This is a genomic window from Haloarcula sp. 1CSR25-25 (genome assembly GCF_032027985.1).
GTDB lineage: Archaea > Halobacteriota > Halobacteria > Halobacteriales > Haloarculaceae > Haloarcula.
Genome location: NZ_JAHYBW010000009.1, coordinates 22,288 through 35,059, shown reverse-complemented (window position 1 = coordinate 35,059; position 12,772 = coordinate 22,288). Strand labels below are relative to the sequence as shown.

Here is a 12,772-nt window from a genome sequence, read left to right as displayed (position 1 = left end):
CCCTAGTATCCATATTCTGGCACGATTATCTACTGTGGCGCTCTTGGATGCTCACATAACATGTGTACTGCTGTTATGATATATCATGAACGGATCCCAACCGCCCACTGAGCTGATACTAACAAGCGTACGGCTGTTATCTATCTTGCCGAAAAGGCTAGCTCGCGGCCACAGACAACACCCTCTCCCACAGGGTAGTGCAATCTGTTTACTACTATTGAACAATATCGCAATCGCATCTGTTCGAACGAGTCAGTTCAGTGAAAGACGTGGTGAGAATAGCTATTGCAACAGTGTCACTCACTCTCACAGACTGTTTACTATGGTTAAACGAGCAAGCGGCGGTGATCGAGCCGCATCGGACTCGATTCGCCGGGAGGAAGCCTCGGGCGCGGTTGTCCGAGCAGCCCGCTGTCTGGGGGTCGGACGGGCAACATACCAAAAATTTATATAAGTAGAGTTTAATCACGGGTTTATGGCAGGTCAAAGCCTACAGGCCGCTCTAGATGTAGCCGAGAGTCCAGTCGATATGTTGCAACAGGCTGGTGGTCGCTGGGTCTGGCCCAGAGAGGTCAAACGAGAGTACTCCAATTGGATGGATGAACTCCGTGCAGTGCGTGAGTCCTGTGTGCTCGCGGACCTCTCACACCACCAGATGGATCAGATCATCGAGGGGCCCGATGCTATCGACGCGCTCGAGGATCTTTGTACTAACAGTTTCGACGGCTTCGACGTGGGCAAGGCCAAGCAGGCCGTCATGTGCAACCACGACGGGAAGTATATCGGCGACGGCGTGCTCCAACACATCGAGGAGAACCGTTTCGTCATGAGCGGGAAGGTTCCTGCGGCCCACTGGCTTGCCTACAACCTCGAGACAGAAGACTACGAGGCGACCGAAACGATCTATCCCAAGTCCTCGAAGAACCCGGACGATCCCCACTTCTTCACGTTTCAGGTCCAGGGCCCGAACGCTCTGAACGTTGTCGAGGAGGCAACCGAGGAGCCCCTGCCGGACATCCCGTTTTTCAACTTCGACTGGGTGACCATCGCGGGCCACAACGTGCGAGCGCTCCGGCACGGTATGGCGGGTGAACCGGGCTTCGAGTTCCAGGGTCCTTTCGAGTACGGCGAGGAGATCATGGACGCCCTGCTCGAAGCCGGCGCGGACCACGGCATCAAACGGCTGGGTACACGGGCCTACGAACCGCTGAGCGTCAAACTCGGCTGGGTGACGACCTACGTGCCCGCCATCTACACCGGTGAAGAGATGCGCGACTACCGCGAGTGGCTGCCCGCCGACAGCTACGAGGGCACCTACTCGGTCGCGGGCAGCTTCGAATCGGACGACATCAGCGACTACTACGTCAGCCCGGTCGATATCGGCTACACCCACATGATCAGCTTCGACCACGACTTCGTCGGCCGCGAGACCCTCGAAGACGAAGTCGAGAACCCGCGTCAGAAGCGGGTCACGCTGGTCTGGGACGACGAGGACGTGATCGAAATCTTCGCGTCGCTGTTCCAGGATGGGGACCTCTACAAGGTGATGGACCTGCCCCGGGACCGCTGGGGTGCCCAGCACGACCAGGTGCTCATCGACGGCGAACTGGTCGGCCAGTCCAAGAGCTTCGCCTACTCCTACGAGGACCGGGAGATGATCTCGCTGTGTTCGATCGACATCGAACACGCCGAACCCGGCACCGAGGTGACGCTGGTCTGGGGCGAACCCGGCGCATCCTCGAACCCGCTGGTCGAACCCCACGCACAGAAAGAGATCAGCGCGACCGTCGCGCCCAGCCCGTATCTCGAAGACGCCCGATAGCGCGGTCCTCCCTCTCCCGTTCTCGGTGGACATCCGCGCCCGGATTCCGGGCGCACTCGAAAAAGTCGGAGAGCGTAGTGTCCCGGAGCGCTATCAGTATCTGACCCGCTCGGTCGACTCGATGGCGCCGATCCACTGCCGGTCTTTCAGGTCACCCTCCTGCCAGGCAACGGGCTCCCAGTGGGGATCGAGCGTGAGGTAGCTCCCGGTGTTGAACTCGATTCGGTGGCCGCTCACGGGGTCGCGGGTGTAACAGAACTCGCCCCGGGAGATGGCGTGTTGCCCGATGCCGTCGGTCGGGAACCCCAGTTCGTTCATCACGTCGTGGGCGGCAAACAGGTCGTTGGCCGAGGTCACGTCGTAGGCGACGTGGTGGACGGCGGGGTCGTCGGTCTCGGTGGTCGACTGGACGACCGCCAGGTCGATTTTCACTTCACACGCGCTGAGGAAGGTGCCCCAGCGCTCCCCGTCGGCGTCGTCCCAGAACTCCTGGACCTGAAATCCGAGGTTCTCCTGGAGCCACTCGGCACACCCCAGGCCGTCGGGGTCCCAGATCTGGAGGTGGTCGATGCGGTTGGGCGCGATGGGGTTGTCGCCCGACGGATCGTAGACCCGGTTTTTCAGCTTCGAGTCCCGTTCGGCGGGCGGGTCGGGCTTTTCCATCTCGCCGTAGAGTTCGAACCGGTGGCCCTCGGGCACGTCGAACCGAATCGCCTCGCCCTGGCCCGGTTCGGCGTCGTCGTCGACCCAGGTGACGTCCAACCCCTGGGTCTCGAACTGCTCGGCGTACTCGCCGACGTGTTCGGGTTCGGCCGTCTGCCAGCCGACGTGGTCGATGCCCGGTTCCTCGGCCTCGGTGAGGCTCATGGAGTGGTGATCCCACTCGTCAACCGCACGCAGATAGACCGTGTCCCCGGTGCGCTCGGTGATTTCGAGGCCCGCGGCGTCCCGAAAGAATTCCAGCGATGCGTCCAAGTCCGGCGTCTCTAGGGCGACGTGCCCCAGTCTTGCAACTTCGGGTGACATCGTTTGACAGTGGTGTGCCATCCACAATAAATCGCCCGGAAAAAGGGATTCGGGAAACTGTGGAGGCGATGACCGACTGCCGTGGTCTGGAACAGTTCCCCAGATGACTAGAGGTGATCCGTCCTCACTCGCCGCGGATCGTGTCGAGTCGGGCACCGAGCGTGTCGGTAATCGAACTCAGGTCGCCCCCGACCCGGAGGATCTGGTAGCCCTCTTGCTCGGCCTCCGCGATAGCCTCGGGATCGTTCCGGATGCCGCCCAGGGGAACGCCGGCCTCGCGGGCGGCAGCCTCGATCTCTTCGATCTGGGCGGTCACCTCGGGGTGGGTCTTGTTCGTGGGATGGCCCATCTGGACCGATAGGTCCGAGGGGCCGATGAAGACGAACCCCAGCTCGGGCACCGAGAGGATATCCGCCAGTTCTTCGACGGCGGTGGTCTTCTCGATCATCACGCCGAGACAGACCTCGTTGTCCTCGGTGGTCACGTAGCTGTCGGCGGTCCCCCAGGTGCTGGAGCGGCCGCTTGCCTTTCCGCGCTCGCCAGGTGCGCCGTCGTAGACGAAGCGGGTCGCCTCGACGGCTTCACGGACCTCCGCCGCGGAGTCGACGCGGGGGATGAGCAGATTCCGTACCCCGGCGTCGAGGACCTTCCGCACGAGCGGCGGGTCCCCGGAGGGCAGGCGAACGAACAGTTCGGTGCCGCCGGCCTCGGCGGCCCGGGTCAGATCCTCGAAGAGTCGTGAGTCGTAGGGGCTGGGCCCCATGTGTTCGAAATCGAGCCAAACGAAATCCACGCCCAGTTCGCCGAACACCTCGATGACGGTGGGCGAGAACGTCGACGATCGGGCACCGTAGACGACGCCGCCGTCCTCGACGGTACGGCGAAGGCTGTTGTACTGGTCCATGTGCACCTGCAACTGTCCGGCCCACGCTGTTAGCTATTTCGGTAAAAAAAAAGAACCGCAGGCTGAACCTCGATTTGCGTCGCAAACCGTGTCAGTCGTCGTCCTGATCTGTGACGACCTGGAAGCGGTGACCGTCGGGGTCTCGGAAGTTGGTGATCGTCCGGCCGGTCTTGTCAACGTCGTATGGGCCCACGAGCGAGTCGACGCCCTCCTCTTCGAGCTGTTCGGTGACCGCCTCGATGTCGTCGACGTCGAAGGCGATGTGGTTGATGCCGGGTGTCTCCTCGTCAGAGACAGTGTGAATCTCGAACAGCGGCCCTTCTCCGTCGGCCGGGACGTACTCGTAGGACTCGCCGTGGTGTTCGGTCTCGCGGTGTTTCTCGTAGCCCAGCTTCTCGAAGAACTCGGCCATCTCGTCCGCGTCGCTCACTTCAATCTCGATGTGGTCGATTTTCCCAATCACACCTCAGGGTGCACTTTCTACCTATTTAAAAGTTCCGCCCAGCGATGGCTCGGTCCCGGAAACGATGGCACTCATTCCGGTCGCGCCATGAACCGCTCGGACACGTCACCCCCCGATAACAGAGTGACGACGTTGCTCGTCAGCCGGCCGATGCTCTCGGTACGGCTCTCGATGGTCATCGCGGAGGTGTGGGGAGAGACGACGACGTCTTCGAACGCCAGCAGCGGCGACTCTGGCTCCAGCGGCTCGGTCGCGAACACATCCAAGCCGGCGCCGCCGATGACCTCCTCCCGGAGCGCCTGGACAAGCGCGTCCTCCTCGACGACCGGACCACGGGCGGTGTTGATTAGGATTGCGTCGTCGGCCATCCGCGCTAGTTCGGCCTCGCCGATCAGTCCGCGTGTCTCCGCGGTCAGTTCGGTGTTGAGCGAGACCACGTCACTGCGTGCCAGCAAGTCATCGAGGTCAGTCATCTCGGCGCCAACCAGTTCGGTGTCGATCTCTGGGACGTATGGATCGGCTGCTAGTATCTCCACGTCAAATCCATCCAGGAGCCTCCCGACGCGCTTCCCGATGTCACCGAACCCGACGATGCCGATAGTCGACCCCGAGAGCCGCGTCGCCAGTTCGAACTCGTCGCGCCACTCGCCGGCCTCGACCAGGTTCCGCGCGGCCGTGAGCCGGTGGGCGACCGCCAGTGTCAGACAGAGCGTGTGCTCTGCGACCGACAGTGCGTTGTAGCCGGGCGTATGGGTGACCGGAATGTCGTGTTCGGCCGCTGCCGCCAGGTCGATGCTGTCGACACCGGTGCCGAGTTTGGCGATCAACTCCAGGTCTGGCGCGTTTTCGATGACCTCCCGGCCCATCGGGATCCGGGAGGTGACGAAGGCGACCTGCGCCCCCTGGAGTTTCTTGATGACCGCATCGGCCGTGTTCTCGATGCCGACCTCGATCTCCCAGTTGTCGGGCAGTCCCTCGCGGAGCCGTGCCGTCGGTGTGATGTCCTGATCGACAATCGCTCGCGTCATGCGAGAACGGTTTCCTCCGATCTACTTGAGGCTACCGTCTCCAGTGGGTTGTCCGCCGGAGCCGGTGGAGAGATAGCCAAGCGGTTGATTGAAGTACCATGGTTCATCATATCATGTAAGGATCAACTGCGAATCAAAGCGCGATCCAGGGAGATTATCGATGTCACAGGAGATGGAATCCACACCGACCGACAACGGCGTAGAGCAACTACTCGCGGAGCCGCGCTACGAACTGATGCCGTTCGACAGCTTCGGCGAGCAGATGGAACACCTGCCCGACGGCGCCGAGATCGCGATTACCACCTCGCCCCAACTGGGGCTCGAAGCCACCGTCGACTGGACCGAGAAGGCTCGTGCGGAGGGCTACGAAATCGTCCCCCATATCGCAGCCCGCTATGTCGAGGACCGGACGCAGCTCGAATCCGTGGTCGAACGGCTCGAAGACGCTGGCGTCACCGACATTTTCGTCCCCGGCGGCGACCGCGAAGAGCCCGAGGGCGACTACGAATCCGCCCACGACATGCTGGTCGACCTGGAGAAGATGGGCCACGGGTTCACGGAAGTCGGCATCACAGGCTATCCCGAGGGCCACGACTTCATCGACGACGAGACCCTGGCCGACGCGATGGCGAAGAAGGAACCCTACGCCACTTACATCGTCACCCAACTCTGTTACGACCCTCAGACGGTACTCGACTGGATCGATGAGATTCGGGCCCGAGACGTGGATCTCCCTGTCGAGGTCGGCATTCCAGGCGTCATGAAGTACCAGCGCTTGCTCCAAATCTCACAAAAGGTCGGCGTCGGCGACTCAGTGCGCTTTCTGCGTAAGACCACCGGAATCCTCGGATTCGTCCGCCAACTGGTGGGCTCGCGGGGCAAGTACCAGCCCGACGACCTCATCGACGGGCTGGCACCTTACGCCGACGACCCCGAGTACGCCATCCGCGGAGTCCACCTCTACACGTTCAATCAGGTGCCCGATCTCGAATCCTGGCGGACCGACCGCTTCCCGGGGTAGCGATGCAGTTCCACGAAGCGGCAAACTTCCTGTTCGACCTGCGACGGTTCGACCCCAGCCTGGGCCTGGAGACGACCGAGCGCCTCCTAGGTATGCTCGAGAATCCCCACAAGGAGCTGTGTTGTGTCCAAGTCGCCGGCTCGAACGGCAAGGGCTCGACCGCGCGGATGCTCGAACGCGTGCTCCGGGAAACCGGCTGCTCGGTGGGACTATACACCTCTCCCCACCTGAAGGACGTGCGCAACCGGATCACCGTCGACGGCCGGACACTCTCCGAGGATGCGCTGGTAGCGTTCATCGAGGAGGTTCGTGACTACCTCACCGACTGCGCGGCGGCCGGCGATTCTCCCACCTTCTTCGAGGTGCTGACCGCGCTCGCGCTCTGGGAGTTCGACCGCCAGGACGTGGACGTGGCGGTGCTGGAAGTCGGCCTCGGTGGGCGGTACGACGCAACCAGCGTGGTAGAACCCGCCGCCAGCGCGGTCACCAGCGTCACGCTGGAACACACCGAATACCTCGGTGACACCGTCGCCGAGATTGCTCGGGACCAGGCCCAGGTCGCTCCCGCGAACGGTCCGCTGGTGACCGCGACGACGGGCGATGCGCTGGCGGCCATCCGGCAGGAGGTCGACACGACCCTGACCGTCGGCCACGACGCAACGCGCACCAACGGCGGTGTGGTCGACGATGCCCCGGGCGCGGTCAGAGCTGACGACCCCGACCTGGCGGTCACTCACGAGGGCCGCGACGGTCTGGAGAGTCAGGTCACACTCAAGGGACCGGGATGGGGTGTCACGGCGCGACTGTCACTGCTTGGCGCCCACCAGGCCACCAACGCCGGCGTCGCGGTTGCGCTGGCCCGCCAGGTGGCCGATCCCGGCCCGGACGAGATCAAACGCGGGCTGTACAACGCTCGCTGGCCCGGCCGGTTCGAAGTGATGGGCCAGGACCCGCTCGTCGTGCTGGACGGCGCGCACAACCCTGGCAGCTGTGCGCGGACCGCCGAGACCCTCGCCACCTTCGAGTATGAGGACCTGCATCTCGTCGTCGGTGCAATGACCGACAAGGACCAGGTTGGGATGGCCGCCGCACTGGCCGACGCCGACCACGTCACGACCTGCGAGCCGAACATATCCCGGGCCGTAGATTCCGAGGTGTTGGCGGACACCTTTGCCGCCGAGACCGAGGCCGAAGTCGCGACCGGTGAGACGGTCCCGCAGGCGCTCGCGGACGCGCTTTCCCGGGCGGATTCCGACGATTGTGTGCTGGTGGCCGGCTCGCTGTACGCCGTCTCGGAAGCGCGCCAACGCTGGACGCGCCCCACCATCACAAAACGCGTCGACACAATCGAGGACGCCCGCGAGACGCTGGCCAACGCCCACGTCACTCCGTCCGGCGTCCGGCGGATGGCGGGCACAGCCGTCCACCGGGTTTTGAGTACCCGTGTCCAACCCCCACAGGCCCGGACGCTCAATGAGAGGATGCTCGACCTCGGCGGCGAGTGCTCGCTGTCGGGGGTCAACGTCCAAGACGAGGAGTTCGTCGACGTAGTGCTCTCTGGCACCACGGTCCAGTTCAAACAGCTGACCGACCGCCTCGCCGACGCGGGCGATGGACTGGGGGCACTGGCCAGCGACCTGCGGGCGACACTGGACATCCAACAGCCCGACACCTCGCGGGGCTATCCCTGGGAGGAGGGCACCGCAGTCATGGGCATCCTTAACATCACACCCGATTCGTTCCACGACCGCGGCGAGTTCGACACTGTGACAGCGGCCGTCGAGCGAGCCGAGCGGATGGTCGAAGCCGGCGCGGACATCCTCGACGTGGGCGGCGAGTCGACACGGTCGGGAGCCAATCCAGTACCGGTCGCGGACGAGATCGACCGCGTCGTCCCGGTGATAGAGCGACTGGCCGAGATGGACGCGTTTGTCTCCGTCGACACGCGCAAGGCCGCGGTCGCACGGGCGGCCCTTGACGCGGGCGCTGACATCCTCAATGACGTGTCGGGGCTGGAGGATCCAGGGATGCGACACGTCGCCGCCGACTATGACGTGCCTGTGGTCGTGATGCACTCGATGAACGGGCCGGTCGACCCCGACTCCGATATCGCGTACGACGACGTGGTCAGGGACGTACACAATCAACTCACCGAGCGTGTCCTGCTGGCCGAGAAGGCTGGTCTAGACCGCGGGCAGATAATCGTCGACCCCGGGCTCGGAGTCGGGAAATCAGCGTCCGAGAGCTTCGAACTCCTAGATAGACTGGGCGAACTACGCTCGCTCGGGTGTCCGGTCCTCGTGGGACACTCCCACAAGTCGATGTTCGGCCGAATCGACCGAGACGACGACGACCGGACCGAGGCGACCGTAGCGGCGACCGCGCTGGCCGCCGAACGCGGCGCTGATATCGTCCGGGTCCACGACGTGCCCGAGAACGTCGCTGCCGTCGACGTGGTCACTGCCGCCCAGAATCCGTAGAGTAGACCTTCTATAGCAGTCGTACTCTGTTAGAGTGTTCTCACGTCCAGACAGCATGAAATCTCCACCCGTATCGACTGATTGGCCAGCCCGAAAGGGTGGGACTGAACGGAGACAGTCGAACGGCTCGGGGCTTTCATACTGTTAGAAAAGTCACTCCCAGTCACAGACGAGAAACCGAAGTCTAGCCGTAGATCGGGTACTCCTGCGATAGGTAGTTGATCTCGCGGCTTATCATCTCGGCCAGTTCGTCGTCGTCGGGGTTATCCAGTAGGTCGACCATGTAGTTGGCCACATCCTCGACGACAGGTTCGGTGAATCCGCGGGTGGTAAGCGCGGGGGTGCCCACGCGGATGCCGCTAGTGACGAAGGGCGAGCGGGTCTCCCCGGGGACGGTGTTCTTGTTGACGGTGATACCGACCTCTTCGAGGCGCTGCTCGGCGTCTTTGCCGGTCAACTCGGGGTGGGAGTCACGGAGGTCGACCAGCACGAGGTGTTTGTCCGTGCCGCCGCTGACCACCGAGAGGCCCCGATCCCGGAAGGTGCTGGCCATCGCCTTGGCGTTGATGACGACTTGGCGGGCGTAGCCTGCGAAGTCGTCTGACTGGGCTTCTTTGAATCCAACGGCCTTGCCGGCGATGTTATGCATCAGTGGGCCGCCCTGGCCGCCGGGAAAGATGGCCTTGTCGATGGCCTCGGCGTGGTCCTCGCTCGTGAGAATCATCCCACCCCGGCCCGCACGGATCGTTTTGTGGGTCGACCCCGTAACGAAATCGGCCGTCCCGACAGGGTTGGCGTGCAGATCAGCTGCCACGAGACCAGTGACGTGAGCGATGTCGGCCAAGTGGTAGGCGCCGACGCGGTCGGCGACCGCACTTATCTGCTCGAAGTCGAACTCTCGGGGATAGGCCGAGGAGCCGCTGACTATCATGTCGGGGTCGAACTCCTCGGCCAGCGTTTCGAGGGCGTCGTAGTCGATATATCCCGTCTCAGGGTCGACCTCGTACTGCTCGACCTCGTAGAACTGGCCGGAGAAGTTGACGTGGTGGCCATGTGAAAGGTGTCCGCCGTGGTTCAGGTCCAGCGACATGATCTTGTCCCCCGGGTCGAGCATGGCGAAGTAGACGCCCATGTTGGCCTGAGTACCGCTGTGGGGCTGGACGTTGGCGTGTTCGGCCCCAAACAGGTCCCTCGCCCGGTCGATAGCGGCCTGTTCAACGGTGTCCATGTGTTCACAGCCACCGTAGTAGCGCTCGCCGGGATACCCCTCGGCGTACTTGTTAGTGAGGATGCTGCCCTGTGCTTGCAGGACGGCTTCCGAGACGTGATTCTCGGAGGCGATCATCTCGAGGTTCTGCTCCTGACGTGTTCGCTCGTCTGCGATAGCATCCGCGACTAACGGATCCGTCGCTGACAGCCTGCTGCGATCCGACATAGGGGTGTCAACCGTTCCCAGTTTCATAAGCGTTCCTGTGCCTCGGTCCGCAGTGTTCGGTGAAGATTCGGCTGTCGTGGTTCAGAAACCATGAAGGCCCCAGATTGCTGGGGAAACCGCACTCTCCCGGAGCGACCGGGGCCTTTCATCCTTGCCACAACGGTAGCTGCTACGTTTCTGAACACACTCCGGCGGGACAACCTATTTGAGGGGTCGGCCGGACCATCCACACGATGGTACGACCGATAGCGACAGACGACGCTCCCGCGGCAGTCGGCGCATACAGTCAGGCGACTACGAACGAGGAACTGGTGTTCACGGCCGGCCAGATCCCCGCCAACCCCGATGGCGAGGTCCTAGCTGACACCCCCATCGCCGACCAGACCGAGCGGGCGCTGGACAACGTCCAAGCGGTGCTGGCCGCCGAAGGGTTGGAGATGAGCGACGTGCTCAAAACCACGGTGTTGCTTGACGATATCGAGAACTTCGAGGCGATGAACGAGGTGTACGCCACCTATTTCGACGAGAATCCGCCGGCCCGCAGCGCCTTCGAGGCGGCAGCGCTTCCCAAGGGCGTCGGCGTCGAAATCGAGGCCATCGCGGCTAACGAGTAGTCAGCTTATCTTCTCGACATCGTAGCCGGCCTCGTCAATTGCGTCCAGCACTCGCTCGGTCTGGTTAGGGCCGCTGGTCTCGATACGGAAATCCAGGTAGGCCTCCCCGACCCGGAGCTGTTCGACCGAGCGCTCGTGGCGAACGTCCCGGATGTTCGCACCCAGATCGGCGATCACGTCTGAGATGTGTTCCATCCGCCCGGGTTCGTCGACGATGTGGACCCGGAGCATCACCAGTTGTTGACGGTAGGTCAGTCCGTGGGTAATCACCGTCTGTAGATCAGTCATACTGAGGTTGCCCCCACACAGCAGTGGGACGACCGTCTTGCCGTCGACGTCAAGATCGTCGCTGCGCATCGCGGCGATGGACGTGGCGCCGGCGCCTTCAATCATCTGCTTGGTCCGTTCGAGCATGAACAGGATGTTTTCGGCGATCTCGGTGTCGGTGACGGTGACGACTTCGTCGACGTACGTGTCGATTAGCCCATAGGTCAGCTCCGAAATACCCCCGGTCGCGATGCCGTCAGCAATTGTCTGGACCTCCTCTACCGTCTTCGGTTCACCTTTCTGGAGGCTCTGTGGGACCGTAGCTGCGCCTGTCGCCTGGACACCGACAATCTGGACATCGGGCGAAATCTCACCGATTGCGGTCGCGATACCGCCGATAAGGCCGCCCCCACCGATCGGAACGATTACCATATCGACGTCGGGGACCTGGTCCAGAATCTCCAGGCCAAGGGTCCCTTGGCCGGCCACGATCTCCGGGTCGTCGTACGCATGGACGAACAGCGAATCGTCTTTAACGAGTGACTTCGCGTGCGCCATTGCTTCTTGAAAGGAGTAGCCGTGGAGTTCCACGTCGGCCCCGTAACCGGCCGTAGCATCAATCTTCGTCTGCGGTGCATTCTTAGGCATGACGATAGTTGCGTCCAGACCCGTCTTCGTCGCTGCGAGAGCGACACCCTGTGCGTGATTGCCTGCACTGGCTGCCACCGCATGCGTCACAGAACACTCCCCGGCAGTCGCATTCTTGAGCTTGTTGTACGCTCCGCGTGTTTTGAACGATCCCGTACGCTGTAAATGCTCCATCTTCAGCCGGACTGACGCCCCGGTCTCGGTCGACAGAGAACGACACGTCTCGATTGGAGTCTGCCGGACGACCGACTCGTCGTCCAGGTTTGCCGCTGCCTCTCGGATATCAGATACTGACACACTCATAGCTCATGACAGCGAGACTGCTAACCAATCCCGCCTGAATGGAAACTCTCAGTTGACCGTATTATATTTACTGGGTATATATGCTGATACCGGCGACACTCAGCAGCGTTACCGTTGTATGGCGGGTACCGAGCATCATATCGTCGGATACCGCGGGTCGAGCCATTGTTGGTTGACGTATCGTTCACAGTACCAGCGATCGATATAGTACGCCCAGTATCCGGCTTCGGGGTAGTACGGTCGGCTCAGTTCGCGTATCTTTGTCGGCCACACTTCCGTGACGCCACGTCCATAGGCGCGGGCAACTCCTTTCCGAAGCCGAGGGTTGTATCGAGGTAGCGACCGTCGACGTCCAAACCCGACTCGCGTTACGAACTCAGCCGACTGTGGTCCAAAGCCCCAGCAGTCAGACAAACGACGCCGGATGTCCTCGTCCGAAGCGTTGTCGAAGTCGTTACCGCTGAATGCATGGGCAAGCGACTCCAGAGCTCGGCGGGAGTTCGAGTCTCCTACCGTCCGGTCTAGGATTTCGGGCTTTTCTGCTACAGTAGTGGGTGTTGGAAAGATATCGACACGCGTTCCGTTCAGGCTCACCCGCGCGCCCAGTGCCTCGATCAGTTGGTCTAACCATCGGGTCGCCTGGACGGCGGGAGCTCGTGTCGAGAGCGCCACCCAACACGCGGTTTCGAATGGCGCCGGTGCGCGAACGGGCCTGAGTCCGGTGCACTCATCGCGGATACGGACAAACCGCTCGTCACCAA

The 12,772-nt window shown here is 62.5% G+C and carries 10 protein-coding genes; 4 read left to right on the top strand and 6 right to left on the bottom strand.

Annotation, left to right across the window (positions count from 1 at the left end):
- The first annotated feature begins 475 nt into the window (after window positions 1-475).
- Complete coding sequence (locus KZ498_RS20270) at window positions 476-1,822, top strand: aminomethyl transferase family protein (protein WP_312621166.1); 1,347 nt, start codon at window positions 476-478, stop codon at window positions 1,820-1,822.
- Window positions 1,823-1,915: 93 nt separating this feature from the next.
- On the opposite strand, the gene KZ498_RS20265 is transcribed toward KZ498_RS20270, so the two are convergent.
- The 4 genes from KZ498_RS20265 to KZ498_RS20250 all read right to left on the bottom strand — a co-directional run bounded on the left by KZ498_RS20265 (window position 1,916) and on the right by KZ498_RS20250 (window position 5,243).
- Window positions 1,916-2,848 (bottom strand): VOC family protein, encoded by a 933-nt coding sequence (locus KZ498_RS20265; RefSeq protein ID WP_312621165.1) that lies wholly within the window; start codon window positions 2,846-2,848, stop codon window positions 1,916-1,918.
- A 124-nt stretch (window positions 2,849-2,972) separates the two neighbouring features.
- Window positions 2,973-3,752, bottom strand: coding sequence for an aldolase/citrate lyase family protein (locus tag KZ498_RS20260; RefSeq protein ID WP_312621164.1), 780 nt, complete (start codon window positions 3,750-3,752; stop codon window positions 2,973-2,975).
- A 91-nt stretch (window positions 3,753-3,843) separates the two neighbouring features.
- Window positions 3,844-4,215, bottom strand: coding sequence for a VOC family protein (locus tag KZ498_RS20255; protein ID WP_312621162.1), 372 nt, complete (start codon window positions 4,213-4,215; stop codon window positions 3,844-3,846).
- A 71-nt stretch (window positions 4,216-4,286) separates the two neighbouring features.
- Window positions 4,287-5,243, bottom strand: a complete 957-nt coding sequence (locus tag KZ498_RS20250) for an NAD(P)-dependent oxidoreductase (RefSeq protein ID WP_312621161.1) — start codon at window positions 5,241-5,243, stop codon at window positions 4,287-4,289.
- A gap of 160 nt (window positions 5,244-5,403) precedes the next feature.
- Here KZ498_RS20250 and KZ498_RS20245 point away from each other — a divergent pair, with 160 nt between their 5' ends.
- The gene (locus KZ498_RS20245) at window positions 5,404-6,264 is read left to right on the top strand and encodes a methylenetetrahydrofolate reductase (protein WP_312621160.1); all 861 of its coding nucleotides are present in this window, start codon (window positions 5,404-5,406) and stop codon (window positions 6,262-6,264) included.
- Between the two features lie 2 nt (window positions 6,265-6,266).
- On the top strand, window positions 6,267-8,744 hold the full coding sequence (gene folP, locus KZ498_RS20240; RefSeq protein ID WP_312621159.1) for a dihydropteroate synthase: 2,478 nt from the start codon (window positions 6,267-6,269) through the stop codon (window positions 8,742-8,744).
- Window positions 8,745-8,928: 184 nt separating this feature from the next.
- Here folP and glyA read toward each other — a convergent pair whose 3' ends face one another.
- Window positions 8,929-10,179 carry a serine hydroxymethyltransferase gene (gene glyA / locus KZ498_RS20235; RefSeq protein ID WP_312621158.1) on the bottom strand — a complete coding sequence of 417 codons (1,251 nt, stop codon included), beginning with the start codon at window positions 10,177-10,179 and terminating at the stop codon, window positions 8,929-8,931.
- Between the two features lie 233 nt (window positions 10,180-10,412).
- Between glyA and KZ498_RS20230 the strand changes: the two genes are divergently transcribed.
- Window positions 10,413-10,793 carry a Rid family detoxifying hydrolase gene (locus KZ498_RS20230; RefSeq protein WP_312621157.1) on the top strand — a complete coding sequence of 127 codons (381 nt, stop codon included), beginning with the start codon at window positions 10,413-10,415 and terminating at the stop codon, window positions 10,791-10,793.
- Here the strand turns inward: KZ498_RS20230 and ilvA are convergent, their stop codons facing one another.
- Window positions 10,794-12,011, bottom strand: coding sequence for a threonine ammonia-lyase (ilvA, locus tag KZ498_RS20225; RefSeq protein ID WP_312621155.1), 1,218 nt, complete (start codon window positions 12,009-12,011; stop codon window positions 10,794-10,796).
- Between the last annotated feature and the right edge of the window lie 761 nt (window positions 12,012-12,772).

Coding starts and splice junctions, on each gene's coding strand:
- KZ498_RS20270 (WP_312621166.1), top strand. CDS start 476: ATGGCAGGTCAAAGCCTACAGGCCGCTCTAGATGTAGCCGAGAGTCCA.
- KZ498_RS20265 (WP_312621165.1), bottom strand. CDS start 2,848: ATGTCACCCGAAGTTGCAAGACTGGGGCACGTCGCCCTAGAGACGCCG.
- KZ498_RS20260 (WP_312621164.1), bottom strand. CDS start 3,752: ATGGACCAGTACAACAGCCTTCGCCGTACCGTCGAGGACGGCGGCGTC.
- KZ498_RS20250 (WP_312621161.1), bottom strand. CDS start 5,243: ATGACGCGAGCGATTGTCGATCAGGACATCACACCGACGGCACGGCTC.
- KZ498_RS20245 (WP_312621160.1), top strand. CDS start 5,404: ATGTCACAGGAGATGGAATCCACACCGACCGACAACGGCGTAGAGCAA.
- folP (WP_312621159.1), top strand. CDS start 6,267: ATGCAGTTCCACGAAGCGGCAAACTTCCTGTTCGACCTGCGACGGTTC.
- glyA (WP_312621158.1), bottom strand. CDS start 10,179: ATGTCGGATCGCAGCAGGCTGTCAGCGACGGATCCGTTAGTCGCGGAT.
- KZ498_RS20230 (WP_312621157.1), top strand. CDS start 10,413: ATGGTACGACCGATAGCGACAGACGACGCTCCCGCGGCAGTCGGCGCA.
- ilvA (WP_312621155.1), bottom strand. CDS start 12,011: ATGAGTGTGTCAGTATCTGATATCCGAGAGGCAGCGGCAAACCTGGAC.